The 26,466-nt window shown below is 62.1% G+C and carries 25 protein-coding genes; 16 read left to right on the forward strand and 9 right to left on the reverse strand.

The genetic code is table 11. The annotated features are described in order from the left end of the window. The 5 genes from IAE77_RS04845 to IAE77_RS04865 all read left to right on the forward strand — a co-directional run. A partial coding sequence (locus IAE77_RS04845; RefSeq protein WP_294222661.1) for a Rid family hydrolase occupies window positions 1-688 on the forward strand: 688 nt, incomplete at its 5' end. Window positions 689-697: 9 nt separating this feature from the next. Then, complete coding sequence (locus IAE77_RS04850; RefSeq protein WP_294222666.1) at window positions 698-2,272, forward strand: DUF1553 domain-containing protein; 1,575 nt, start codon at window positions 698-700, stop codon at window positions 2,270-2,272. Between the two features lie 12 nt (window positions 2,273-2,284). Beyond that, complete coding sequence (locus IAE77_RS04855) at window positions 2,285-3,679, forward strand: DUF1501 domain-containing protein (protein ID WP_294222669.1); 1,395 nt, start codon at window positions 2,285-2,287, stop codon at window positions 3,677-3,679. Window positions 3,680-3,687: 8 nt separating this feature from the next. Further along, the gene (locus tag IAE77_RS04860; RefSeq protein WP_294222671.1) at window positions 3,688-5,670 is read left to right on the forward strand and encodes a hypothetical protein; all 1,983 of its coding nucleotides are present in this window, start codon (window positions 3,688-3,690) and stop codon (window positions 5,668-5,670) included. 1 nt (window position 5,671) lies between these two features. Then, on the forward strand, window positions 5,672-5,989 hold the full coding sequence (locus tag IAE77_RS04865; RefSeq protein WP_294222672.1) for a GYD domain-containing protein: 318 nt from the start codon (window positions 5,672-5,674) through the stop codon (window positions 5,987-5,989). Between the two features lie 27 nt (window positions 5,990-6,016). Here IAE77_RS04865 and dsrP read toward each other — a convergent pair whose 3' ends face one another. The 8 genes from dsrP to IAE77_RS04905 are packed head-to-tail and all read right to left on the reverse strand — an operon-like array spanning window position 6,017 to window position 13,182. After that, window positions 6,017-7,327: a sulfate reduction electron transfer complex DsrMKJOP subunit DsrP gene (gene dsrP, locus IAE77_RS04870; protein ID WP_294222676.1), complete on the reverse strand. Its 1,311-nt coding sequence runs from the start codon at window positions 7,325-7,327 to the stop codon at window positions 6,017-6,019. Further along, entirely contained in the window at window positions 7,320-8,315 is a 996-nt protein-coding gene (locus IAE77_RS04875) for a 4Fe-4S dicluster domain-containing protein (protein ID WP_294222679.1), read from the reverse strand. Before IAE77_RS04875 ends, dsrP begins: the two co-directional genes overlap by 8 nt. A 3-nt stretch (window positions 8,316-8,318) precedes the next feature. Continuing rightward, window positions 8,319-8,960, reverse strand: coding sequence for a hypothetical protein (locus IAE77_RS04880; protein ID WP_294222681.1), 642 nt, complete (start codon window positions 8,958-8,960; stop codon window positions 8,319-8,321). Then, entirely contained in the window at window positions 8,957-9,283 is a 327-nt protein-coding gene (locus IAE77_RS04885) for a hypothetical protein (protein WP_294222684.1), read from the reverse strand. The genes IAE77_RS04880 and IAE77_RS04885 overlap by 4 nt, the downstream gene beginning before the upstream one ends. Beyond that, on the reverse strand, window positions 9,280-9,627 hold the full coding sequence (locus tag IAE77_RS04890; RefSeq protein ID WP_294222687.1) for a hypothetical protein: 348 nt from the start codon (window positions 9,625-9,627) through the stop codon (window positions 9,280-9,282). The genes IAE77_RS04885 and IAE77_RS04890 overlap by 4 nt, the downstream gene beginning before the upstream one ends. After that, window positions 9,624-10,508, reverse strand: a complete 885-nt coding sequence (locus tag IAE77_RS04895) for a hypothetical protein (RefSeq protein WP_294222690.1) — start codon at window positions 10,506-10,508, stop codon at window positions 9,624-9,626. The genes IAE77_RS04890 and IAE77_RS04895 overlap by 4 nt, the downstream gene beginning before the upstream one ends. 2 nt (window positions 10,509-10,510) lie before the next feature. Next, window positions 10,511-12,922 (reverse strand): nitrate reductase catalytic subunit NapA, encoded by a 2,412-nt coding sequence (napA, locus tag IAE77_RS04900; protein ID WP_294222694.1) that lies wholly within the window; start codon window positions 12,920-12,922, stop codon window positions 10,511-10,513. Continuing rightward, window positions 12,919-13,182, reverse strand: a complete 264-nt coding sequence (locus IAE77_RS04905; RefSeq protein WP_294222696.1) for a hypothetical protein — start codon at window positions 13,180-13,182, stop codon at window positions 12,919-12,921. The genes napA and IAE77_RS04905 overlap by 4 nt, the downstream gene beginning before the upstream one ends. 189 nt (window positions 13,183-13,371) lie before the next feature. On the opposite strand from IAE77_RS04905, the gene IAE77_RS04910 reads away from it, so the two are divergent. The 6 genes from IAE77_RS04910 (at window position 13,372) to IAE77_RS04935 (ending at window position 19,885) form a co-directional block, all read left to right on the forward strand. Further along, complete coding sequence (locus IAE77_RS04910) at window positions 13,372-14,343, forward strand: aldolase catalytic domain-containing protein (RefSeq protein WP_294222698.1); 972 nt, start codon at window positions 13,372-13,374, stop codon at window positions 14,341-14,343. A gap of 49 nt (window positions 14,344-14,392) precedes the next feature. Further along, window positions 14,393-15,775: a BNR-4 repeat-containing protein gene (locus tag IAE77_RS04915; RefSeq protein ID WP_294222700.1), complete on the forward strand. Its 1,383-nt coding sequence runs from the start codon at window positions 14,393-14,395 to the stop codon at window positions 15,773-15,775. Between the two features lie 108 nt (window positions 15,776-15,883). Continuing rightward, window positions 15,884-17,698 carry a heparinase II/III family protein gene (locus IAE77_RS04920; protein ID WP_294222703.1) on the forward strand — a complete coding sequence of 605 codons (1,815 nt, stop codon included), beginning with the start codon at window positions 15,884-15,886 and terminating at the stop codon, window positions 17,696-17,698. A gap of 7 nt (window positions 17,699-17,705) precedes the next feature. After that, entirely contained in the window at window positions 17,706-19,253 is a 1,548-nt protein-coding gene (locus IAE77_RS04925) for a cellulase family glycosylhydrolase (RefSeq protein ID WP_294222707.1), read from the forward strand. After that, a complete protein-coding gene (locus IAE77_RS04930) occupies window positions 19,250-19,519 on the forward strand; it encodes a hypothetical protein (protein ID WP_294222709.1) in 270 nt (89 codons plus the stop codon). The genes IAE77_RS04925 and IAE77_RS04930 overlap by 4 nt, the downstream gene beginning before the upstream one ends. 9 nt (window positions 19,520-19,528) lie before the next feature. Then, window positions 19,529-19,885 carry a hypothetical protein gene (locus IAE77_RS04935; RefSeq protein WP_294222713.1) on the forward strand — a complete coding sequence of 119 codons (357 nt, stop codon included), beginning with the start codon at window positions 19,529-19,531 and terminating at the stop codon, window positions 19,883-19,885. On the opposite strand, the gene IAE77_RS04940 is transcribed toward IAE77_RS04935, so the two are convergent. Then, entirely contained in the window at window positions 19,872-20,117 is a 246-nt protein-coding gene (locus IAE77_RS04940) for a hypothetical protein (RefSeq protein WP_294222716.1), read from the reverse strand. The two genes, IAE77_RS04935 and IAE77_RS04940, sit on opposite strands and share 14 nt — an antisense overlap. Window positions 20,118-20,262: 145 nt before the next feature. On the opposite strand from IAE77_RS04940, the gene IAE77_RS04945 reads away from it, so the two are divergent. The 5 genes from IAE77_RS04945 to IAE77_RS04965 all read left to right on the forward strand — a co-directional run. After that, entirely contained in the window at window positions 20,263-20,664 is a 402-nt protein-coding gene (locus IAE77_RS04945) for a hypothetical protein (protein WP_294222718.1), read from the forward strand. A gap of 126 nt (window positions 20,665-20,790) precedes the next feature. Further along, window positions 20,791-22,062: a TolC family protein gene (locus IAE77_RS04950; protein WP_294222721.1), complete on the forward strand. Its 1,272-nt coding sequence runs from the start codon at window positions 20,791-20,793 to the stop codon at window positions 22,060-22,062. 12 nt (window positions 22,063-22,074) lie between these two features. Continuing rightward, complete coding sequence (locus IAE77_RS04955; RefSeq protein WP_294222724.1) at window positions 22,075-22,773, forward strand: hypothetical protein; 699 nt, start codon at window positions 22,075-22,077, stop codon at window positions 22,771-22,773. Between the two features lie 78 nt (window positions 22,774-22,851). Further along, entirely contained in the window at window positions 22,852-23,409 is a 558-nt protein-coding gene (locus tag IAE77_RS04960) for a cation transporter (RefSeq protein WP_294222727.1), read from the forward strand. 3 nt (window positions 23,410-23,412) lie between these two features. Continuing rightward, on the forward strand, window positions 23,413-26,466 hold a 3,054-nt coding region (locus IAE77_RS04965), incomplete at its 3' end, for a CusA/CzcA family heavy metal efflux RND transporter (RefSeq protein WP_294222732.1).

Here is a 26,466-nt window from a genome sequence, read left to right on the forward strand (position 1 = left end):
CTACCAGGGCTGCATCACGGAGGAGGTGGATGGTGTGGAGCGCTACCGCGAGCTGAACCGCGCCCGCACGGACTTCTTCGCCGGTATTCCTTTCGACAACCGCCCGGTGCCCACGCTGCATCGCGGGCAGGCGGTTTATCCGGCTAGCACGGGCATCGGCACGCTCTGCCATGGGCTCATCACGGCCTGCATGGCGCTGCACACAAAGCGCGATGACGTTTTCCTTCTGCCGTTGGAGAATCCGCTGCAAACCTCCGCCTTCGATTATCCGAAAGAGTATTCGGTGAAGAGTCCGAAGTTTGCTCGTGCCATGGCGGTGCGCACAGGGGAGGACGTGACGATCTGGATTTCCGGCACGGCGAGCATTGTGAACTCGGAGACGGTGTACAAAGGCGATGCCGTCGGCCAGACCGAGCAGACGCTCACGAACATCGAGAAGCTCATCGCACCGGAAAACTTCGCACGGCTGGGCTGGGCTGACGCCGGAGCCACGCTGGCAGATCTGGCGAAAGTCCATGTCTATGTGAAACACGCCACGGACTATGAAAAGGTGCGTGCCGTGTGCGAGCGGCGTCTGGGCCGCCTGCCCGCGATCTACGCGGTGGCGGATGTGTGCCGCCCGGACCTACTCGTGGAGATCGAGGGCGTGGCCTTCTCCCGTGTGCGCAAGCCAAACTCTGAAGCCTGATGCCCCGCCATGAAAATCATCGCCCTCTTTCTGGTCTTCGCGGCAGCAGCACTCGCGACTGAAGCCATCGTCTATGAAGCTGGACCACTTGTGATGCGGTCCGGCGAAAGTCTGAAGCCGCATGAACAGGTGGACGCACTCGTCCTAGGCCGACTGACGGAACTGGGAATCAAACCGTCGAATCTATGCTCGGACACGGCATTTCTGCGCCGCGCTTTCCTTGCAGTGATCGGCACTTTGCCCACAGAGGCGGAGGCGCGCGGCTTCATCGCCGCGAAGCAGCCGGACAAGCGGGCGCAGCTCATCGAGGTGCTGCTGCAGCGGCCTGAGTTCACGGATTTCTGGGCGATGAAGCTCGGCGAGCTGCTGCGCGTGAAGGCGGAGTTTCCCATCAAGCTGTGGCCAAACGCGGTGCAGGCCTACCACCGCTTCATCCACACCAGCGTGCGGGAAAACAAGCCGCTGCACATCTTCGCGCGGCAATTATTGCTCGCGAACGGCAGCAACTTCCGCGAGGGCGAGGTGAACTTTTACCGTGCGATGCAGGATCGCAGCCCGCGTGGCATCGCTGCCACTGTGGCGCTCACCTTCATGGGCGAGCGGGCGGACAAGTGGCCGGAAAAGAAGCTCGATGCGCTGGCGGGCTTCTTTACGCAGGTGGCGTTCAAATCGACCGCCGAGTGGAAGGAGGAGATTGTGTATTTCGATCCCACAGCGGACAAAGATGGCCTCACCAAGAAGGCGATTTTCCCGGACGGAAGCCCTGCGGCGATCCAATCGGGCCTGGAGGACCCGCGCATCGTTTTCACCGACTGGCTGCTGCGGCCAGAGAATCCCTCGTTTTGCCGAAGCTGGTCCAATCGCATCTGGAGCTGGCTCATGGGCCGCGGCATCGTGCATGAGCCGGATGACTTCCGCGTGGACAATTTGCCGTCGAATCCTGCGTTGCTGGCCTATCTCGAAAAAGAGTTTGCCTCATCGAAGTGTGACATGCGGCATCTCTTCCGCGTCATTCTGAACTCACAGGTCTTCCAGCTCTCCAGCATCCCAGCGCAGGACACGCCGGAGGCAGCGGCAAACTTCGCGCACTACCCACTGCGCCGACTGGAGGCAGAAGTGCTCATTGATGCGCTAAACCAGATCACCGGCACGCGCGAGGATTACAGCAGCCCCATTCCTGAGCCCTTCACCTTTATCCCGGAGAATGTGCGCGGCATCGCCCTGGCAGATGGCAGCATCACCAGCTCGTTTTTGGAGCTTTTTGGCCGTCCGCCGCGTGACAGCGGCCATGAGACGGAGCGCAGCCGTGACACCAGCCCTTCCCAGCGTCTGCACATGCTGAACTCCAGCCATGTGATGAAAAAAATCCAGCAATGTCCTCTCGTCACCGCTGCCACGAACAGCGACGGCACTGAAGCGCTGGCGGACAGAATCTACCACACCGTGCTCTCTCGTCCGCCCTCCGCGAAGGAGCTGGAGACGCTGAAAGCCCATGTCACCGCCACCTACGGCGGCGGCAGTTCGCTCGCTGCGGACATGGTGTGGGCGCTGGTGAATCAGCCAGAGTTTTTGTTCAACCATTAACCCCATCCTGCCATGAACACGACTTCTCTCCCCTCACGCAGCACCGCACGCGATGTCGCCCGCGTCGCTCATACACTCGGCGGTGCGCCGTTTTCACGCCGCGAGGCCCTGCGCCGCGCGGTCTATGGCTCCGCCGGGCTTTTGCTCATGGAGCCCTTTGGCATTCACGCCGCTCCACGTGCCGCCGCCATCGCCAAGGAAGGCAAGGCGAAGTCCGTCATTCAAATCTGGCTCTGGGGCGGCCCCTGCCACATCGACACCTTTGATCCGAAGCCCGAGGCGGGCCGCGAGTACTCCGGTGCTCTCGATGCGCCTATTGAGACAAACATCAGCGGCATCCGTATCGGCCAGCTTTTGCCCGAACTGGCGAAAAACGCGGATAAATACTCGCTCATCCGCAGCATGACGCATGGCAACAACGGCCACGAGACCGCCTCCTACCTCGTGCAGACCGGCCGTTCCTCCGAGCGCGATGTGTTTCCCGGTCTCGGTGCGGTGGTGTCGTATTTCAAAGGCTACGACGCTGGCTACAAGGGCCTCATTCCGCCCTACGTCGTGCTCACAGAGCCTCAGGGCCGTTTCAGTGAGGCCGGCTTTCTCGGGCCACGCTACAAACCCTTCGCCACTGGCGGTGATCCTTCACGCACGCCCTTCGCAGTCGAAGGCATCGTCACGCCGGACATCACGGAGGAGCATCAAAAAGAGCGCAGGAAGCTCATGAGAAGCCTCAACACGCTCGGTGGTTCGCTGCCGGGGAATGCCACGCTGAAAACGATGGTCGAGTCCGAGCAGCAAGCCTACGAGCTCATTCTCGGCGACTCCGGCAAGCTCTTCGACCTCGCGCAGGAGAAGGATGAAATGCGTGACCGCTATGGTCGCAACACTTTCGGCCAGAGCTGCCTCATGGCACGCCGCCTCGTCGAAAAAGGCGTGCCTTACATCACCATCAACTACAAGGGCTGGGACACGCACAAGCAGCACTTTCAGATCATGAACCGCAAGCTGCCGGAGCTCGACCAGGGAATGGCCGCACTGCTCACCGATCTTTACGACAAAGGGCTACTGGAGAGCACCATCGTGTTCTGCACCGGAGAATTCGGCCGCACGCCAAAAGTGGCGAGCGAATCACCCTGGAACGGCGGCCGCCATCACTTCGGCGCGTGCTTCTCCAGTCTGCTCGCGGGCGGTGGCTTCAAAGGTGGCCAGGTGCTCGGCAAATCGAACGCCACCGGCGAGGAGGTGGCCGAACGTCCTGTGTATCCCGCCGATCTCATCGGCAGCATCTACGGCCAGCTCGGTATTCCCGCCGATGCCCCCCTGCCGCATCCGCAAGGCACGCCAACGACAGTCGTGCCCGGTCAGGAAGAGCAGGTGAAAATGGCCGGGCTGCTCAAAGAACTCGTGTGATTCATTTTATGAAAACCCGCTTCATTCTTCACGGCCTTGGCGGGATTGCTCTCGCCACCAGCGGATTGCAGGCGCAGCCCGCTCCCCGCATCGGCTTTGTCTATCCCGCTGGCGGGCAGATCAGCACGACCATCGAGGTCATCGTTGGCGGTCAGTATCTCGATGAGAACACCGAGGTCATCGTCTCCGGCGAGGGCGTGACGGGAAAATGCCTCGTTCATGACAAAATCCCCTCCGCCCAGGTCGTGGACGACTACCGCGACCGCCTGCGCGAGGTGCAGCAAAAGCTGCGTGATGGCCGTCGCGCCGGCGAGGTGCCCGCGGACCAAAAACTCGCCTACATCCGCAAGCTGCTCAGCGAAGCCGACCTCTCCGAGAAAAAACTTCGCCTTATGGTCGAGTACGACCGCCGCCGCAATGATCCCAAACAGCAGCTCAACAACCAGATCGGCGAAACCGCGCGCCTGCGCCTCACCATCGCCGAAACGGCGGAGCCCGGCACACGCCATCTGCGTCTGCGCACACCTTCCGGCCTCAGCAATCCGATGCGCTTCGTCATCGGCCAGCTCCCCGAGGTGCGCGAGGCGGAACCGCAACGTGAATTTGATCTCGAACGGTATCGCGGCGGCATGGACTCGATGAAGCAGGAAAGGGTGCCCACGCCCGCCACACGGCTGCCCGTCACGCTCAATGGCCGCATCATGCCTGGGGAGGTGGATGAGTTCAGCTTCGAGGCCAGGAAAGACGAGCGTGTCGTCATCGCCATGCACGCGCGCAGCTTGATCCCCTATCTCGCCGATGCCGTGCCGGGCTGGTTTCAGAGCGTGGTGAGCCTGCACAATGCCGATGGCTACGAGGTCGGGTATGCCGATGGCTACCGCTTTGACCCTGACCCCGTGCTTTTCTACAAAATCCCCGCCGACGGCCTCTACCGCATCCGCGTGCATGACTCGATCTACCGCGGTCGTGACGATTTTGTGTACCGCATCCATGTGGGTCAGATTCCCTTCCTCACGGGCATTTCGCCGCTCGGAGCAACGGCGGGCGAAAAAGTCGAGATCACCTTCCAGGGCGGAAATCTCGGCTCCGACTTTAAACAGAGCTACGAAGCCCCGAAAGAGCCAGGAATCGTGCTTTTGCATGCCAAAGCCGGCGGACAGCGCTCCAACGCGATTCCCTTCCAGATCGACAACGTGCCGCAGGAGCGCGAACGCGAGCCGAACAACACGCTCGGCACCGCGCAGATGCTGGAACCACCAATGATCGTCAATGGTGTCATCGAAAGCACCGGCGAGGCCGATTTCTACCGCGTGAAGGCCAATGGTGGGCGCGAGATGATCTTTGAGATCTTCGCGCGGCGGCTTGGCTCGCCCGTGGATGCCTCCCTCACTGTCTTTGACCAGAATGGGAAACAGGTGGCCTTCAATGACGACCATGAGGACCTCGGTAGCGGCCTCACCACGCATCATGCCGACTCCCGCATCAGCATGAAGATGCCTCCCGGCGGCAGCGCCTTCATCCGAGTCACCGACACGCAGGGTCAGAGCGGCCCGACCAATGCCTACCGGCTCAAAGTGCGTGCCGCAGACCCCGCGTTCGCGCTGCGTGTGACGCCCTCCTCCCTGAACGCCAAGCCCGGCGGTGCCGCCCGCCTCACCGTGCATGCACTGCGGGATGGCGGCTTCACCGGACCGATCATACTCACACTCAAAGATGCGCCATCAGGCTTTGCCATGCATAATGCCACCATCCCCGAAGGCCAGGACAAGGCGGATGTCTCCATTGCCGTGCCATCCGGCACCGATCTCGAAAGACCCATCGTTCTCACTGTCGTCGGAAGCGGTGGCGAGTCACCCAACACCTTTGTAGCCACCGCCGTGCCCGCCGAGGACATGATGCAGGCCTTCATCTACCGCCATCTCGTGCCGGTGGACGCGCTGCTCGTCGATGTCCGCACCCCACCGCCACCACCGGAGAAGCCCACACCTTGATTTGAATCCCATCAACAACCCCGACACGATCATGAAGCGCTGCATCACCCTCCTGAAGTTCACCGAGAAAGGTTCCGCCCACATCAAAGAATCCACCTCACGCGCCCACGCCTTTGACGCGCTCGCCGAAAAGTCCGGCGTGAAGGTCGAAGGCCAGTTCTGGATCATCGGCCACTACGACGGTGCGCTCGTCCTCGCCGCTGACAGCGAAGCCAAAATCCTCCACCTCCTGGCCTCCCTCGCCGCCCTCGGCAACGTGCGGACAGAAACGCTGCAAGCCTTCACCGACAAGGAGTTCGACGCCATCCTGAAGGCGTGATGCTTCATCAAGGCTGCCAACGCAGCTTCAGACGCCTCCATCGCCCATCGCCAGGGAGTCCTCTGGTGTGATGGTTCTCGCACCGCTGGCGTCCTTGAGCTTGCGGCTGTGGATGTTGATCGTGATTTTGAGGAGCAGGGTGTAGATCATGAAGCCCAGCGCCCAGATGCCGGCGGTGATTTTCCATTCGGTGAGGCTGGGGCGGTATTCGACGATCTCGTGCAGGGTGCTGGGGATGAAGGCGGGAATGATCATGCCCATGCCTTTTTCGATCCACAGACCCACGAAGGCGAGCAGGCAGGCTGTGTTCAGGAGCAAGGGACGGCGATTGATCCTTGGCTGCATGAAGAGGATCACTGCGACGACGGTGAACACGATCGAGGTCCAGATCCACGGCACCAGCTCATGATAGCCGTGCAGGCCAAAGTAGAGATACTTCGCGGCGCCGGTGTGGCTGCCGCCGGTGTAGAACTCGACGAAGATCTCGGAAACGACCATGAGCAGGCTGATGAGGATGGTGATGCGGACGATGCTCACGAGCGTGCGGATGGCTCCCTCACCAAACATGCGCCCGGTTTGCCAGCGGATGATCTGGATGGCGACGATGATGAAGGCGGGGCCGCTGACGAAGGCGCTGGCTAGGAAGCGCGGGGCGAGCAGCGCGGTGTTCCAGAAGGGCCGACCACCCAGTCCGCAGTAGAGGAAGGCGGTGACGGTGTGGATGCTGATGGCCCAAACGATGCTGAGGAACACAGCGGGCAAATACATCTTTGCCACGGGCGGCTGAGCGCGGAAGCGCTTATAGAGCAGGTAGCCGCAGATATAGACGTTGATGGCGAAATAGCCGTTCAGCACGATGACATCCCAGGTGAGCATGGAGACGGGAAAGTTGAACTTCCCGAGGCCGGGCATCATGTGCCAGAAGCGGTAGGGCCGACCGAGATCGCACACGACGAACATGATGCTCATGATGATGGCGGCGATGGCGAGCAACTCGCCGATGATGACGATGTCGTGCATCTTTTCGTCATGATAAAGGTAGGCCGGGATGACCATCATGACGCCACCAGCGGCCAGGCCGACGAGGAAGGTGAAGTTTGCGATGTAGAGGCCCCAGGAGACGTGGTCGCTCATGGCAGTGAGGGCCATGCCATCGCGCACCTGGACGGCCCAGGCGTTCGCGCCGACGAGGAAGACGGCGGTGAGCAGCGTCATCCACACATAAAACTTCCAGCCACCCTCGACGGACTGGCTGAAGGCGTTCCAGGCAAAGCGGAGATACTGCCGCCATTCGGGCACGGGCGTGGCGGGCACAGGGATGACGGCGGGATCACTCATCGAAGAAGTAGAAGAATTGAGGTTTGAGGCCGAGTTCCTCCTTGAGGACGAAGACGCGCTTGTTTTCGAGCACGTAGCGGACCTCGGAGGCGGGATCATTGAGATCACCAAAAACGCGGGCACCGGTGGGACATGCCTCCAAACAGGCTGGCAGGCGGCCATTCCGCGTGCGGTGCAGGCAGAAGGTGCATTTCTCCATCACGCCCTGCGGACGGATGCGGTTGCTGAGGTAGCTTTGATCCGGATTGATCTCAGGGGCGGGGATTTGCGGCTTCTGCCAGTTGAAGCGGCGGGCGTGATACGGACACGCGGCCTCGCAGTAGCGGCAGCCGATGCACCAGTTGTAATCGACGACAACGATGCCGTCTTTTTCCTTCCAAGTAGCCTCGACCGGGCAGACATCGACGCAGGGCGGATGCTCGCACTGCTGGCACTGCACGGGCATGTAGTATTTGTCCGGCTGCGGCACGGGATGGTCGTAGTGGACGTTGCCTTTTTCGAAGTCCATCGAGCCTTTCGTCATCTCAAAGACGCGGATGTAGCTCTGGTGGGAGGGGCGGTCATGATTGTTCTCCAAATGGCATGCCTCGGCGCATTTGCGGCAGCCGTTGCAGATGGAAAGATTGAGCGCGTAACCAAATTTCACGCCTTCCTGCGGCTTAGGGTCGCTGATGGTCACATCGGCTCCGTATTGCTCTTTGGCCTCTTGGGTGAGGCGGGTGATGACGGTGGCGATTTCGTCTTTGCTGAGCTCCTTATAGTGCTTTTGCAGGAACTCATCCATCGAGGTTTCTTTGGTCAGCTCGGTGAGCGGCGCGAGCGCTTTGGCATACGCGGCGACGCCGAGTGTGGCTCCGAGACCCTTCAGCACGGCGCGGCGGGTGGAGCCGTCATCGCCGGGAGGCGGCGATGCGTTGGTAGAACCTCCGGAGCAGGAGCAATTGCCGCCGCAGGGTGTTTTGGGTGATGCAGGTGCGGGATCGTTCATGGCTCAATGCTCTGCGGGGACGTTGGGAACGGAAATGCGGTCGCGTGGCGGCAGCACGGGTCTCACAAGGGGAAATTCAGGATGATGCGGGTCGTGGCAGTTGACGCAGTTGTTGCGCACGCGTGGACCTTTGCTGAGATCCCAGTGGCCGTTCATGCCGCCGTGGCTGCCGTGGAGGTAATCACGCATCGCCGTGCCGTGGCACTGGGCGCAGAGCGTCATCACATCGGGGAAGGCTACGCTGCGTCCATCGGCGAGATGGAGCGCGTCGTAGTCTTTCGCGTTGTGGCAGCTCAGGCAGGTTAGATTGCCGTGGGCGTAGCTGAGGCCGCGATGGGCCTGGAAAAGATCGTGCGCGGTGTTGCGCATGGTGTTCGGTGTGGTGGTGCTGTGGCAGGTGCTGCATGCGGCGGTGATGGCGCGGCCTTGCGCATCCTTCAGGCCGGTGTCGAGCCTCGGCGTGGGCGGGCCGGGTTTGATGGCCACGAGATGCTTCTCCGCTTTTGGCCGGCTCTTCATTACCGGAGCGGATTCAGCGGCGCCGAGATTTTTTTGCGCCCACACGACCGCGAGGCTGCAAAGCGTGGCGAAGCCCACGAGGGCAATCCACGCGAGGCTGGGGTGTTGTTTCAAAAGTCGGCTCATGAGGCGGAATCGAAGTGGTGCTGGATGCGCACGAGGCGGAACTGGCCGCCGGGCAGCGCCATGACGGTGTCCCACCAGTCGGCGTCCTGAAAACGATAGCGAAACTGCACGGCGCGTGCTCCGCCATCGAGCAGGAGACGGCGTCCGTCATCGAGCGTGACGGCTGCGTTTTCCGGCACATGGCCGGTGGCGGCATATTTCGGGATGATCTCAGTGATCTGGGCGCAGGCACCGATGTCGCGCAGCAGCCTCTCCAGCTCGGCGGCGTCGAATTGAGCCTGCTGCAGCTCGGGCAGCGGCGTTGTGGCGGTGGGGTCGCTCATGCGGGCTGCGGGGTGAGGGTTGTTGGACGGCGCGGGAGCATGAGCACGGCATTGCGCGGCGCTGGACAGACGTCGTGACAGACACCGCAGCCGGTGCAGACATCCGCCACGACCATCGGCATACCGCGATCTTTTGTCATCGCACCCGACACGGGGCAGCGCTCCACGCACACGGAGCAAAACGAGGTAAGTGCGATGCAAAACCGCCCCTGGATGATGGCAGTGCGCGGCGTCGCAGGTGTGGCCGATGCGGTGACTTCCACAGCACGCACCGGAACCGCCTTCTTTTGAAAAGGCCGGCTGAGGGCGGTGAAGAAGCCCCGTCTGGACACAGATGCGCTCATGGTTTCGGCGGCGGGTTTGCGGGTGGTGTCGGCACTGCGGCTGGTGCGGCGGCGGTGTCTGTTTTCTTCACCGCATCCAGCGGCGGTGCAGGCAAAAACTGGCGCTGGTCATTCGTGGCGGCGGGCACATGGCACTGCGTGCAGCTCTGCCGCTCAGGATGCGGTGTGCGCAGGGCAAAGAGGCCCTTCGGACCATGACAGCTCATGCAATCACTGCGCATCAGTGTGCGATGCGGCACGGTGGGCGGCGCTCCGGGCCAGGCACGCGGGCCATTCGGCGGCGCTTCGGCTCCCTGGAAGGAGTTCTCCGTGAGCGCGACGGCAAAAGCAGCGGCATCCGCTGAGCTGAAAGCTCCACGCGAGGACACATGGCACTGCGTGCAACTGCCGCCGAAGGTCGGATGGCTGATCTTCGAGGCGAAACGGTCCTTCACCTGCAAACCCTGCGCATGACAGGCCAGGCAGGCCGCCGAGGAGTCCTGCATGATGGGATGCGGCACGGTGGGCGGTGCTCCATCATAGGCGCGGCGGCTGGCGCGTGCCTGGAGCGCGGCCAGCTTCACCTCCATCGGCACGGGGGCGGCACCAGCAGGCGCTGCTGCCGCGGGCTGCTGGAAATCCACGAGTGAGTTCCGCCACTGCGCGTTCGGGCCGTCCCTCGACCAGTCCTGATCAATGTAGCGCACGGCCACGGGCACGTTCGTGGCCCCGGTGAGATCGCGATGCGTGTCATGCTTCACCACGGCGACGGCGCGGGTCATGGCGATGGCGCTGTTCGTCTGCCGCAGGCCGACGAAGTAGCCGCTCACGGCGACAAGCGCGATGATGCCGCCGACGATGAGGCCGGACTCGATGCGCTTCGATTTCGGTTCGTCAGGCATGATCAAAGAGCGGCGGTGGCGCGGGCCACGGTGGCGGCGCACTTTTTATAATCGGGCTCTTTGGAGATGGGATCGACATCGCCCAGCGTGATGTCATTGCACATCAGCCGCTCGTCGAAGAACGGAATGAAGAGCGAGCCACGCGGCGGATGACCACGCCCGTCAATCCACACGGGCAGCTTGAGTTCGCCACGGCGCGTCTTCACCACGATGCTTTCGCCATTGGCAAAACCATGCTCGCGGGCGTCCTCGGGGTGCATCTCGACATAAGAATGCGGCATGGCGGCATGGAGCTGCGGAATACGCCGCGTCATGCTGCCGGTGTGCCAGTGCTCCAGCACGCGGCCCGTGCAGAGCCAGAAAGGAAACTCCGCATCCGGCTCCTCGGCGGCTTTTTCAGCAGGCGCGAACCAGATGAGCGCTTTGTCATCCTTCGTGACGGAGTGGTAAAACTGAATCTCCGCGCCCTTCTTCACATAAGGATCGTCGAACTCGCTGAAGCGGAACTTCGTCTCCCGCCAGGTGCCATCCTGCTGCTGCACCACCGGCCAGCGCAGACCGCGGGCCTTCACATACTCTTCGTAGGGAGCGAGGTCCTTGTGCTTGTAGCGGCTGAACAGGCGGTATTCCTCGAACAGCACCTTGTCCACATTCAGGTCGTAGTAGCGCGGCCATTCCCACACGGGCACTTCTTCACCTTGGTCGTTCTTGAAGGTGAAAAGGAAGCGCCCGTTCTTGTCCTTCATACCGGGGTGTCCCAGATCGTGCAAACGACGCGCCACCGCAATCATCTGCCACGCGTCATCGCGTGCCTCGCCTGGCGGCTTCACCATGCGAAACCACTGCTGCGTGCGGCGTTCGCTGTTGCCATACATGCCGTTTTTCTCCACCCACATCGCCGAGGGCAGCACGAGATCCGCCAGCTCCGTGGTGGCGGTGCGATACACGTCGGAGACGATGAGGAACTTGTCCGGCTGGCCCGCCTTAGCTTTGAAAAGCTTGTGCAGATTCGGCAGCGACTGGCCGGGATTCGTCACCTGCACCCACAGCGTCTGGATATCGCCGCCTTTGTCCGCAGGCGTGCAGAACTTCTCCCACATCAGCACCGTGTGGTGGCCGATTTTCGGACTGATTCGGCCTTCGGGCACATTCCACAGCTTCTCGGTTTCCTTGCGATGCTCTGGATTGAGAATGAGACGGCCTCCAGGCAGGAAATGGCACATCGTGCCGACTTCACGCGCAGTGCCGCAGGCGCTCGGCTGGCCGGTGAGGGAGGTCGGCGCATCGCCCGGCCTCCCAAAGTGGCCGCTGAGAAGGTGGATGCCGTGGCAGAGGCGGTTCGCGTTGGTGCCGCGTGAGTGCTGGTTGAAGCCCATGCACCAGGTCGAGGTGATGCGGAGGTCTTTGTTCGCAAACAAGTCCGCCAGCACGCGAATCTTCTCCGCAGGCACGCCGCTGAGTTTTTCCACATGCTCCGGCGTGTAGGGCTCCAGCGCGGCTTTGTAGTCGTCAAAGCTCATCGCATCCCCCAGCAGCGGCGCGGTGGGCGTGGCGTTCGGGTCCTTGGGCGCCTGCCGGAAGTTGCAGAACTTCTCCACGAACTTCGGATCGAAGGCGTTCTTCTTGATCAGCAGGTGCGCGATGCCGTTCATGATAGCCAGATCGCTGTGCGGGCGGAACTCCAGGTAGTGATCACTGAAATCCGTGGTGCGTGTGCGGCGCGTACCGATGTCAATGAGCGTCACCTTTTCCCCGCGTGTGCGGCGGTCAATCACGCGGCTGAAGAGCACCGGATGCATCTCCGCCATGTTGTTGCCCCACATGATGAGCACATCGCACTTGTCGAGGTCGTCGTAGCAGCCTGCGGGCTCGTCCACGCCATACACGCTGAGAAAGCCCGTGACCGCGCTGGCCATGCAAAGGCGGGCGTTGGGGTCGATGTGATTGCTCCCGAGGCCGCCTTTGATGAATTTGTTCGCCGCGTAGCCCTCGGGGATCGTCCACTGGCCGCTGCCATAAATCGCAAACTGATCCGGCGTGGCCAGGATCTTCTGCGAGATCGTTTCGATCGCCTCTTCCCACGAAATCGGCTCCAGCACGCCATTCCGCCGCAGCAGCGGCTGCGTGAGGCGATCTTTGCCATACAGCGCCAGGCCGACATGATAGCCCTTCACGCAAAGAAGCCCTTTATTGACCTCCGCGAGTTGATCTCCCTCAATGGCGACCACACGGCCATTTTTCACACCCACACGCACATGACAACCCGTGCCGCAAAATCGACACGGAGCCTTATCCCAGGCGATTCCGTCATTGGAGGCCGCAGCAGCAGACGGCGCATTCTGAGCCCGCGCCTGTGCGGCGGCGGAAGCAGCCGCCAGAGCGGCCATTCGGTTGAAATCACGGCGTTGGATCATGGAGAGTATGTTGGAGAGGCTGTCGTCGGATCATCAAAGTTCACATGCACCACATCAACAAAAGCGACACCCGGCAGCGCCGCGATCCAGTCGTGCAGCTCGCGTAATCGAGCATCATCCTCGGCCTCGATGGCGGCTGGCAGCCAGCGCCCTTCTGGGAGACCTGCGGTCACCCCCTCTTTTTCGTCGAGTGCCTGACGCAATCCAAAGGCTCGCTCATCATGGGCGAGGCTGATGAGAAGTCCGGACGTGAGAGGCATGATTGAGGAGGAATTTTGCTATGAAATTTTAATGGGCCGCGCAGTTCGCGGCAAGACACGAATTCTGTCATTCTTGTCCCCGTTTCTTGTTTTGACCCGCATCTGCGCAACCGGGTTCACAAGGAGAACAATAACGGCATGAACGTCCCCGGCCTCCGCGCGTTTTTATCTCCAACAACCCTATGCGCCATGTCCGCCACGCCCACCTCCACCGACTGGCTCTCCCATCGTCCTGAAATCCGCGTGCTCGACTGCACGATCCGCGATGGCGGGTTGATGAACAACCACCACTTCGACGACCACGTCGTCAAAGCCGTGTATGAAGCCTGCATCGCCTCAGGCATTGATTACATGGAAATCGGCTACCGCGCATCGAGCAAGGACATCAAACTCGGCGAGCATGGCTGCTGGAAATACTGCCGCGAGGAGGACATCCGCCGCATCGTCGGCGACAACGCCACGAGTGTGAAACTCTCCATCATGGCTGACGCGGGCAAATGCGACTACCAAGAGGACATCCCCGCGAAAAAGAACAGCCTCATCGACCTCGTGCGCGTCGCCTGCTACGTTCATCAAGTGCCGCTGGCGCTCGACATGCTCAAAGACGCCCGCGATAAGGGCTACGAGACCACCGTAAACCTCATGGCCGTCACCACCGTGGGAGATAGCGAGCTGGAGGCCGCGCTGGCACTTCTCGCGCCCTCCGAGGCGCAGGCGATTTATGTCGTGGACAGCTTTGGCGCACTTTACCCGCTGCAAACTCGCCGCCTCGTCGAAAAATACCTTCATCACGCCAAAAGCGGCGGCAAAGAGGTTGGCATCCACGCGCATAACAACCTCCAGCTCGCTTACGCGAACACGATTGAGGCCATTTCCCTCGGCGCGAACTACATTGATGCCACCATGGCCGGCCTGGGCCGCGGCGCGGGCAATTGCCCCATGGAGCTGCTCTTTGGCCTGCTGCGTGACCCCGCCCACCGGCTGCGTCCCATCCTGAAATGCGTCGCCGACACCATCGAGCCGCTGCGCAAAGACCTCGGCTGGGGCTTTGACCTCCCCTACATGCTCACCGGCCTCCACAACCAGCATCCCCGCTCCGCCATCGCCTACAACGCCGCAACAGAGCCGCAGGACATCGGCACGTTTTACGACACGTTTTGATCCCGGCAAGCCCTGCTGGATTCGCCTTGGACGATGCCTCATCACTGCCATGAAATGCCTCGCCATCCAGCTTCTGGTGCTTCTTCTCGCGCCGGTGGTCTCCGCGCAGAAGCCGCCTGCCGTGCTTGCGCGTGATGATGGCTACCGGGGCATCTGGTATGCGAATCAACCCTCGAAGGATGAATACCGCTACAAATACAGCGGCGGCTTCGCGACTTATCCGCAACAGCAACTCCCACAGGCCATTTATGCGAAGGAGGTGAACAAGACCTTCTTCTGCTACGGCGGTCGCACGCGGGAGAAAAACGAGCTGCTTCACATGGTCAGCTATCTCGATCACACCACCGGCACCGTGCCGCGCCCGGCGATCTTGCTGAACAAGAAGACCGATGATGCGCACGACAACCCCACCCTCATGCTCGACGATGCCGGGCATGTGTGGGTTTTTTCCGCTGCCCACGGTACGGCGCGGCCTTCCTGGATTCACAGGAGCACGAAGCCGTGGTCGGTGGACGAGTTTGAGGAGATTCTGGAGACCAACTTCTCCTACACGCACCCGTGGTGGATGCCGGGAAAGGGGTTTCTCTTTCTGCACACACGCTACAGTGCCGGGCGAGGCTTGTTTTCGATGACGAGCGCGGATGGACGCGCTTGGAGCCAGCCGCGCAGTCTGGCCCACATCGGAATGGGCGACTACCAGCTCACCTGGCGGCTTGGGCAGCGCCTCGCGAGTGTGTTTGACTACCACCCGAAGCCGGTCGGCCTCAATGAACGGTCCAACATCTATTACATGGAGACGGACGACTTTGGCGGCACCTGGCGCACAGTCGGCGGCGCGGTGCTTGAGATTCCGCTCACCGAGTCGGCGAATCCGGCACTTGTGCTCGATTCGCGTGCTGAAAAGCAGCTCGTTTACCTGAAAGACCTGAACTTTGACAATACAGGCAAGCCCGTGGTTCTGTTTCTGACCGCCACGGGCTACGAGTCGGGTCCGAAACACGGTCCGCGCACCTGGTTCACCATGCGCTGGACCGGCACGGAGTGGGTGCGCCGGCCCTTCACGACCTCGGATCACAACTACGACCACGGCTCCCTCCACATTGAGCCGGACGGTCTCTGGCGGATCGTCGCGCCGACCGATCCCGGCCCGCAGCCGTGGACCGCCGGTGGCGAGATGGTGATGTGGACCAGCCGCGATGAGGGTGCGACATGGAGCAAGGCGAAAATGCTCACCCACGACAGCCTCCGCAACCACACCTACGCACGTCGTCCCGTGAACGCCCACCCCGGCTTTTACACCTTCTGGGCGGACGGTCACACGCTCGAACCCGCCGAGTCGCGCCTCTATTTCACCGACCGCGAAGGCAGCCAAGTGTGGCGATTGCCTGAATCGATGAGCGGAAACTCCGCACCACCGGAACCAGCCTGGTGAGACCCCAAAACTCGAAACCACCCGCCACCACGACGCCCTATGAAACCACAGCCCACGATGAGGACGAGACACTTTTTTCTGGGATGGGCCTTGCTGCTCTTGCTCGTCATGCATGTCTCTTTTTCTCGTGCGGAAGGCACGCTGCCTGCGGACATCCTCGCGCGATTAAAGCCTGCGCATCCACGCCTGCTGGCCTCGGCGGCAGATTTCGAGCAGCTCAAAAAACAGACTTCGGAAGGAAAGGCGGCCCAGTGGTTGGGTCATCTCAAAAAAGAAGCCGGTGAGCTGCTAAAAGCCGAGCCATCACGTTACGAGATTCCAGATGGCAAGCGGCTCCTGGCCACCAGCCGTCGCGTGCTCGATCGTGTGCTCACCCTGGGGCTTGTCTTTCGCCTCGCGGGCGACACTCGCCACTCGGAGCGGCTCTGGCTTGAGCTGGAGGCCGCTGCACGGTTCAAAGACTGGAACCCGAGCCATTTCCTCGACACGGCGGAAATGACCGCCGCTTTTGCCATCGGCTACGACTGGCTCTTTGACACGTGGACACCGGAGCGTCGCGCGGTGCTGCGCACGGCCATCGTGGAGCTGGGGCTGAAGCAGGCGCTGCCTTTGTATCGCAAACAAAAAGGGTGGACGGCGGCTGATCACAATTGGAGCCAGGTCTGCAACGGCGGCATGACTCTCGGTGCGCTGGCTCTCGCTGATGAGGAGCAGGCGCTCGCCGCCGAGATCCTTCCTGCCGCCATCGCCAGCGTGCGGCGGCCGATGCACGAGTTCGCGCCGGACGGTGCCTGGGGAGAGGGACCCAGTTACTGGGATTACGCGGTGATGTACAATGTGCTCATGATCGCTGCTCTCGATTCCGCTCTGGGCACGGATTTCGGTCTGTCGGAGATGGAGGGCTTCTCGAAAGCGGCGGATTTCCCCATCTACGTCACTGGCCCTACCGGACGAACCTTCAACTATGCCGATGCCGGAGACGGCGGCTGCGGCGGGCAGCACATGCTCTGGCTCGCCTCCCGCTTCGAGCGCCCTGACTTCGCCGCCTTTCGCATCGCCCGCGCTGGGGAGCGACCGACCGCGCTGGACCTGCTTTATGGCCGCCGCTGGCTGATGCAGCCGCCGGGGAACCGGCAGCAACCGCCCGCCAAACATTTCCGCAGCTCCGAGGTGGTCACGCTGCGCAGCGCCTGGGATGATCCGCAGGCCACTTTTGTGGCCTTCAAGGGTGGAAACAACGCGGTGAACCACAGCAACCTCGATCTCGGCACCTTTGTGCTCGAAGCCGCAGGCGAACGATGGGCTTTCGACCTCGGCGCGGATGATTACAACCTGCCCGGCTACTTCGGATCGAAAAGGTGGGACTACTACCGCATGCGTGCTGAAGGTCACAACACGCTGGTGATCGCGCCCGATGCGCGCCCCGATCAAGCCACCAAGGCCAAAGCCTCCATCGAGCGCTTTCATGAATCACCGGGCCGGGCGTTTGCCATCGTGAATCTAAGCGCCGCCTACGCCTGCCGTGCCTCCGCCGTCAGGCGCGGCATCATGCTCTCCGGTCACGATGTGATCGTGCAAGACGAGATCGAAACAGACGCGCCCGTCGAGGCCTGGTGGTTCATGCACACCGGAGCCGAGGTGAAATGCGACGGCACCACCGCCACCTTGACGCAAAACGGCCGCCAGTTGACCGCGACGCTGCTTTCGCCTGCGGGCGCTGTCTTCGAGGTGATGCCCGCCGAACCTCTCGCCACGTCGCCGCATCCCGAGCGCCAGCAGGTGAAGCACACGTCAGTGCGCCTTCCGCGCAAGCTGGCCGTGCATCTGCGCTCCACCAAATCGCCCCGCATCGTGATCAATCTCACGACCAGCGAAAAACCCGCCGCGCCATCTGGCATCACCCCGCTCGCAAACTGGAAATAGCGCCCCGATGAAGATTCTTGCCGCCATCTTCTTCATTCTCTCACTGAACGCCCTCGCCGACCCAGTGATGGAGGAGCCATTCGCCACGCCTGACGCGGCGCAGCACTGGGAAGGCCTGAAAGCTCCCCATTGCCGCATGGAGTCCGCACGCGGCGGGTTCGCGCTGCGCATCGAGGCTCCGTCCGGCGTCACGAGCCATGCCAGCACGCGCCGAGCGCTGCCGCTGGAGATGCTGCGCGGCACGCGCGTGCGCATCGAGGCACTGGTGAAAGCGGAAGGCGTCACCACGCCGCCGATGCCCTACAATGGCATCAAGGTGATGCTCAACACGCATTCTCCCAGCGGCCAGACATGGGAGCAGCAGAACAGCGTGCATGGCAGCTTTGACTGGAAGCGCGTGGGCTTCACCGCCCGGGTGCCGGAGGACGCCACTGCCGCGTGGCTCGTGCTGGGCCTGGAGGCGGTGAACGGCATCGCGTGGTTCGATGAGGTGAAGGTGACTGTGGTGGGACGATCACGCACACGACCTGCGCAACCTGCGAGCGGCGTGGCATTCAAGGGCCACAATGAGTCGCGGCTGCGCGGCGCGATGATCAGTCCGAATGTGACGGCAGAGGATTTGCAGGTGCTCGGCGGCCAGTGGGGGGCCAATCATGTGCGCTGGCAGCTTCTCTGGGGTGGCTTCCCGCACAGCCCGGCGGACAAGGGCGATCTCGCCGCCTACGACGCGTGGCTCGAAGGCGCGTTGAAGCATCTCGACGAGTTGCTGCCGGTCTGCGAGCGCCTCGGCATCAAGGTGGTCATTGACCTGCACACGCCTCCTGGCGGCCGCAACGAGGCCAAGGAGTGCCGCTTGTTTCACGAGAAGCGTTTTCAGGACAGCTTCATCGCCTGGTGGGAAAAAATCGCCCGCCGGTATCGCGGTCGAAAGACCGTCTGGGGCTACGATCTCGTCAACGAACCCGTCGAAGGCATCGTCGGCGAGGGCTTGATGGACTGGCGTGCGCTCGCAGATGCCACCGCGCGGCGTGTGCGTGCCCTCGACAGCGATCACGCGATCATCATCGAACCCGCGCCCTGGGGCAGCCCGGCGGGTTTGGATGATTTCGAGCCTCTGGAGGTGCCGGGCATCGTCTATAGCGTCCACATGTATGAGCCGGGGCAGTTCACGCACCAGGGCGTGCATGGTCAGGACACCGGCGTGAGCTACCCCGGCATCATCGCCGGGACAAAGTGGGACAAGGAACGCCTGCGCCGCTCCCTGCGCCCCGCCGCCGACTATCAGCGCGACTACGGTGCGCACATCTACATCGGCGAGTTCAGCGCCATCCGCTGGGCGCCGGACGGCAGCGCCGAGAGATGGCTGCGCGATGTGATCGAGATCATGGAGGAGCAAGGCTGGGACTGGGCCTACCACGCCTTCCGCGAGTGGAACGGCTGGAGCGTCGAGCACGGCCCCGACAATAACGACAACACCCGCAGCCCCACACCAACTCCGCGCGAGCAACTGCTGCGGGAGTGGTTCGCGAAGAACGGCAAACCGACATCGAAATGAGAATCACGCTGCTGCTTCTACTCATTCCCGTCATCGCCCGGGCCGCCCCGCTCGTGCTGGAGACGCCGCATTTCACGCTCACGGCGGACGCGGCGACGGGACGCGTTGAATTGCATGACCGGGCCGGCGGCATCACATGGAAGCCGGCGAACGGTCAGACGCACCATCTGGCATCACGCCGCTCGCAAACTGGAAATAGCGCCCCGATGAAGATTCTTGCCGCCATCTGCTTCATTCTCACGACCATCCACCGCTTTCGCGGATAGGTCGGGTGCATGTCCGCTCTGGCTAAACTGTCTGTCTTGTTCGCATCGTTGCTCATCGCCTCGTTGGCGTTGGGCAAGTATCTGGTGACACATGCCCAGAAGATCGCGGCGCTGATTGATCCGGCTAAACTTTCGACGCTTGCTCCCCGTGGTGCGAATCCCCGCGTTCAGAAGTATGTGGCGCAACTGTTTGAAGCTAAGCAAGCGGGACTGGACCCTGTGAGGTGTGCAGCCGAAGCCGCGGCCGAACTGCTCGCCGTCGGCGCGGCACCGCCGGAGCCGAAGCTCGACGCCATCGCGCACGCGGCTCTCAGCGCGGTGTGCCTCGGCATCCTGAATCTCGACGAAGCCCTCACCCGCGAATGAACACCGCCATGTTCGATTGGCCCGCGAAGATGAAAACGCGCAGCGTCTTGGTGTCGGTATCGGCGCTGTGAGCTATGGCAGCGAGGAAGATTGTGGCAAGGAGAGGTTTCACGCCCCGGAGCTTGGCACAGAATGCCTCACTGTCTTGAGCCAGATGGATGCTGGCAGAGTCAAAAGCAGCACAATGAATCAGCGCCCCGAAAAAATGTCCCGCTGGTTGCAGTGAATCCACGCTTGGCAAACCGGTTCCGCATCATGGGGCGATGCGCTGCGGACGTGCAAGACGCAATGGCCATGCTGCTCCAACGGAGCGCCTTGGAATAACATCCCACCTTGACCATCCAACAATGTCGGCGAGTCTTGCCGCCCCTGTCCCAATGAAACGCTTCTGGCAACTCCTCGCACTTCTGATGCTGGCCTTGATGGTCCCGGCTTCAATGTGCTGCTACGGGGCGGATGGATGCAAGGCGGACGTTTGCTGCTCCGAGGAAAGCCACGAGCATGAGCCACATGAGGGTGACGAGCATCACGCTCCCGTCTCCTGCCCGAGCGATACGATTGCTCACAGCCAAGTTCCCGCGCCGGTCATCCTTCCTGCAATGCAGATGGTAGAGCTGGCGGAGTTGATTCAGGCGATGATCCGTCTTCAAGACGATCTCGCCACGGCCACGGATTCTTCCGGGCTGCCGATGACCACCGCGCCGCCGGAACTGCGAGCGACGTGGCATTTCACGCAACGCACGGCACTGCCTGTGCGTGCGCCTTCGATCCAGGCTTAAAGCTCCGTGCGCTGATCCGCCCATGATGGCGGTGACATCTACGCAGGAGCTACCCACCACGACCGCTCGCTTAGCGGCATTGCGGCTTTGCCGTGCCTCCGTCGAAATCTTCATCCCCATCTCATCATGCGCTCATTCATCCTTTCATCTCTCTTGCTGGCCGCTGTGCCGCAGCTTCTCGCGGCGGATTCCAAACCGGAGCCGTCCGCCATTTCCAGTCTCGTGGGCCGCACGCTCGCGGGGAATCCTGAAATCCGCTTCTATGAGGCGGAGATCGCTGCGGCGAAGGCCACACGAAGCACGGCGGGCAGGCAGTCGAATCCTGAGTTGAGCCTGCAAGTCGGCAACAACAGCATCCGCAACGCCGACAGCCACTCCAACGGCCTCGCCTTCTCTGCCGAGCTGGCGCAGCCCATCGAGTGGCCGGGACGCTTGGGTTTGCGCAAGGCCATCGCGAACCGCGACATCGCCATGGCGGAGCTGGGGCTGGAGAGGTTTCGGTTTCACCTTGCGGCCCGCGTCCGTGTGCTGGCCTTCACGCTGTCCGCGCAGCAAGACCTTGCCAATGCCGCAAATGAAGTCGCCTCACGTTATGCCTCGCTGCGCGAGGTGATGGTGCAGCGCGAGCCAGCGGGCATCGCGCCGCAGCTTGAGATCGCCACCATTGAAGCAGCGGCACTCGTGGCCGAGTCGCGGGCGGCAAAGGCCGGTGTCGTGGTGCAAAAGGCGCTGCTGGAGCTGAACCAGCTCATGGGCCGCCGTGCCGATGCGCCGCTCATCGTGAAGCGCGGCCCGCTGGATGCCAAGCCCGCGCCTGCGCTGCTCTCCCTGCTCGGCTCCGCGATGAAGAATCACTACGAGCTGCGCCTGCGCCGTGCCGAGTTGGAGCAGCAGGGCTTCAAGGTCGAGCTGGCGAAGAACGAGCGCTACCCCGCCTTCACCATCGGCCCCTTTGTTGAGGTGCAAAACACCCGCACGCTTGATGACCAGACCGTGGCAGGCATCGGCATCTCTTTCCCGCTGCCGTTTTGGAAGAATGGCAAAGCGGAAGTCACCAATGCCGAGGCACGTCAGGTGCAGGCACAGGCCACGCTCGCCGCCGCGCAGCGCGAGGTGGAGCGGCAGGTCACTGAGAGCATGCTCATCTACCAGACGCAGCAGGCACGCCTTGCCGTGTGGAAGGGCGATGCCGTGACGAAGTTCAGCGATGCCGCCGCGCTCGCGGACAGGCATTTCAGACTCGGTGCCGTGCCCATGAGCACCTTTGTCGAGCTTCAGGATAAGTATCTCGAAGCCGTCGAAGCCATCCACAGCACGCAAACCGAGGCGCTGGAGGCCGCTCTCACACTCGAAGAACTCACCGGCGCACCCGGCAGCCTCATCACCGCCAAAAACTAACTTCACCTCTTTATGAAACTCTTGCTCATCCTGTCTCTCATCGTTACCGCCGCCACGCTCACCAGTTGCAGCGAATCCTCCGCCAGCCCTTCCACTGAGCACACCACCGCACCGGAAAACGGCGCACAGTTCAGGGAAGGCAAAGGCGTGGCCCTCACCGCGCTCATGGCGCAGTCCATCCATCTGCAAACCGCCGAAGTGGAGGAGGAAAAGATCGCCCCCGCCTTCACCATCACCGTGCAGGCCATGCAGCGCGGCAACGAGGCCAGCGGATGGCTCACTGCCGATCAAGCCGCGCGTGTGCAGCCCGGCATGGAGGTCGAGCTTGGCACCGCGAAAGGCAGCGTGCTCCGCGTTGAAAAGGCACCGTATGTCACGCTTGGTGATTTTGAAGTCACCGTGCAAACCACCGCGCCCATCGAGGCAGGCAGTGCCATCACCGCCACCTTCCGCTTTCCCGCCGGCGATGCTGTGACCGCGATACCACAGGCCGCGCTGCTCACCACCGCCGAGGGCACCTTTGTGTATGCAAAGAACGACGAGTTCTACCTGCGCACCCCCGTCAAGGTCGGCGCACGCAGCGGCGATCACGTCGAGATCACCGATGGCCTCTACACCGGCGATGAGATCGTCACCACGCCCGTCATGTCCCTCTGGCTCGCCGAACTGCAAGTCCTGCGCGGCGGCAAAGCCTGCACCTGCGGCCATTGAGAAACATTCGATCCCATTCCCTACTCCATGTCGTCTTGTAACTGTGAATTTGAGGCACGCGATGCACAGCAGACGCGCGTGCTCCGCATCCTCCTGATCATCAACGCTGCAATGTTTGTCGCGGAGATGATCGTCGGCATCCTGGCTGACTCCACGGGCGTGCTCGCGGACTCGCTCGACATGCTCGCGGATGCCCTGGTATATAGCGTCGGCCTTTATGCCGTTGGTAAAGCGGACGCTGCAAAAGTTATGGCCGCCCGACTCAGTGGCTTTCTCCAGATCACCATCGCTCTCGCCATGCTGACGGACATTCTGCGGCGTGTTTTCACCGGCAGCGAGCCAGTGTCATGGCTCATGGTTGCCGTCTCCATGGCCGCGCTCGTCGCGAATATGACCTGCCTTCGCCTCATCAGCAGGCATCGCGATGGCGGCGTTCACATGCGGGCGAGCTGGCTTTTCTCCCACAACGACGTGCTGGCAAATCTGGGAGTCATCAGCGCGGCGGTTCTCGTGACACTCACCGGCTCGCGCTGGCCAGACCTCGCCATCGGCTTGCTCATCACCATCATCGTCCTGCGCGGCGGGTTTAGCATTTTGAAGGATGCCAAAGCCGAATCAGCGAAGACCTCCCACTAAACCATGCTTTCCCATCTCATCACCTTCGCTATGCGGCAGCGTGCCGCTGTGCTGCTCGCCACGTTCATTCTCATTGGCATCGGCTCATGGTCGGCCATTCATCTGCCGATTGATGCCGTTCCCGACATCACGAACCCGCAGGTGCAGATCAACACCGCTGTCAATGCGCTCGCACCCGAGGAGATCGAAAAGCTCGTCTCCTTCCCGATTGAAAGCGAGATGGCGGGCCTGCCGCAGATGGTGGAGCTGCGCTCTTTGTCCAAGTTTGGCCTCTCACAGGTCACCATGGTTTTCCATGACGACGTGGACCTTTACCGCACGCGCCAGCTCGTGACCGAGCGCCTGCAAACCGTGCTCGATGAACTCCCGCCCGGCCTCACGCCAAAGCTCGCGCCTGTCGCCACCGGCCTCGGCGAAATCTTTTATTACAGCCTCGATTACAGCGCCGACGCGAAGACCAAGCCCGCCACACGCGAGGCTCAGCTTATGGCCCTCGCGCAAATCCAGGAGTATCAGGTCAAGCCCCTGCTGCGTGGCACGCCCGGCGTCGCGGAGGTGAACACCAGCGGTGGCTATCAAAGGCAGATCGTCATCCAGCCTGACCCCGCACGCCTCGCCGCACGCGGCATGTCGCTCGACATGCTCGCCGAGATCATCGAGCAAAACACCCGCAACGCAGGCGGCGGCTACGTCGAGATCGGTGGCGAGCAGCTCATCGTCCGCGCCGCCAGCCGCGTGAATGACATCGAGCAAATCCTCGCCATCCCGCTCAAGTTCGCAGGCGGCGTGAAGCCCATCCTGCTCAGCGAAGTCGCCACCGTCAGCATCGGCAGCGCCTTCCGCACCGGAGCCTCCACTGATGATGGGCGGGAAGCCCTCATCGGAGCCACCATCATGCTCGCGGGCGAAAACTCCCGCCTCGTCGCCCAGGCCGTGCGAGCCAAGCTCACCGAGATCCAGCCCAAGCTCCCGCAAGGCGTCGTCATCCGCGCTTTGTATGATCGAAGTGATCTCGTCAGCCGCACCATCGCCACGGTGGAGAAGAACTTGGCCGAGGGCGCATTGCTCGTCGTCGTCGTGCTCTTTGCGCTGCTGGGAAACTTCCGCGCCGCCTTCATCGTCGCTCTCGTCATCCCGTTTTCCATGCTCTTTGCCATGACCGGCATGGTGCGCTATCACATCAGCGGAAACTTGATGAGCCTCGGTGCCATCGACTTCGGCCTTATCATTGATGGCGCAGTCGTCATGGTGGAAAACATCGTGCGTCATCTCGGCGAGCGACAGCACGCACTTGGTCGCAACCTTACCGTCCGCGAGCGCACGGATGAAGTGCTCAAGTCTGCCAAAGAAGTCGCCAATCCCATGTTCTTCGGCGTGCTCATCATCACCGTCGTCTATGTGCCCATCCTCGCGCTGCAAGGCATCGAGGGGAAGATGTTCAAGCCCATGGCGCTCGTCGTCATGCTCGCGCTCGGTGGTTCGCTGGTGCTCGCCGTCACCTTGATGCCCGTGCTGTGCTCGTATCTGCTCGGTGGGAAGATTCAGGAAAAGGACAACTGGCTCGTCACGCTAACAAAACGTCTCTACACGCCGCTCTTGCAGTTCGGCTTGCGTTTCAAGCCGCTCATCGTCCTGCCCATGCTCGTGATGTTTGGCTCCTCGCTGTGGGTCTTCACGCGGCTCGGCTCGGAGTTCATCCCGCAGCTCGACGAGGGTGACTTCGCCTTCCAGCTCATCCGCAGCAGCAGCGCCGGTTTGTCCTCCTCGCTTGAGTTGCAAAAGCAAAGCGAGGCCGTCATCCGTCGTGACTTCCCCGAAGTAAAAGAGATGTTCTCCCGCATCGGCACCGCCGAGATCGCCACCGATCCCATGAATCCCAACGTGGCCGACACCTACCTCATGCTCACACCGCGTGACCAGTGGCGGCAGGAGAATGGCAAGCCCATCAGCAAAGAGCACCTCGGCGAACTCATGCGGAAAGCGCTGCTCGATCAAGTCCCCGGCCAGAACATCCTCGTCACCCAGCCCATCCAGATGCGTTTCAACGAGATCATGGCCGGAGCACGCGCCGACCTGGTGTGCAAAATCTTTGGCGACAGCTACGACGAACTCGAACGCCTCGCTGGAGAAGCCCGCACCGTCATCAGCGGCATCCGTGGCGGCAGCGAGACCGAGTTCGACAACATCGGCAAGAACCCCATGATCGAAATCCAGCCCGACCGCGAGGCCATGCGCAAGTTCAACGTCCACGCCGACGAGTTGAACCGCCTCATCGAGACCGCGCTCGCTGGAACCGAGGTCGGCCTTGTCATCGAAGGCAACAGACGCAGCCCCATCGTCGTCCGCCTCGGTGAAGACCGCCGCAGCGACCTCGAAGGTATCAAGCGCCTTGCCCTGCGCACCGAAGACGGCGGAATGCTCGCCCTCGGCCAAGTCGCCAAGATCGTCCTTGTCCCCCAGCCCGTGCAGATCGCGCGTGAAGATGCGCAGCGCCGCGTCAGCATCCTTATCAACGTGCGAGGCCGCGACACCGAAGGCTTCGTGCAGGAGGCGACTCAGGCCATCCATAACAAAGTGAAGTTTCCCGACGGCTACTACTTCGAGTTCGGCGGCCAGTTCAAGAACCTGCAAGAAGCCAAAGCCCGCCTCATGATCGTCGTGCCGCTCGCGCTCGCGTTGATCTTCGTGCTCATCTTCCTCAGCTTCGGCTCATTCCGGCAGGCCACGCTCATCTTCATGTGTGTGCCGCTCGCCGTCACTGGCGGCATCTTTGCCCTGCATCTGCGCGGGATGCCCTTCACCATCAGCGCCGCTGTCGGCTTCATCGCCTTGAGCGGCATCGCCGTCTTGAACGGCATCATGCTCATCAGCTACATCAACCAACTCCGCACCGAAGGCCGCGAAGTGCGCGAAGCCGTCGTCGAAGGCACCCTCACCCGCCTGCGGCCCAAGCTCATGACCGCTCTCGTAGCCAGTCTCGGCTTCGTGCCCATGGCCATCGCCACCGGAGCCGGGGCCGAAGTCCAGCGCCCCATCGCCACCGTCGTCATCGGCGGC

Origin of the sequence: Prosthecobacter sp. (assembly GCF_014879935.1) — a bacterium.
Taxonomy (GTDB): domain Bacteria; phylum Verrucomicrobiota; class Verrucomicrobiia; order Verrucomicrobiales; family Verrucomicrobiaceae; genus Prosthecobacter.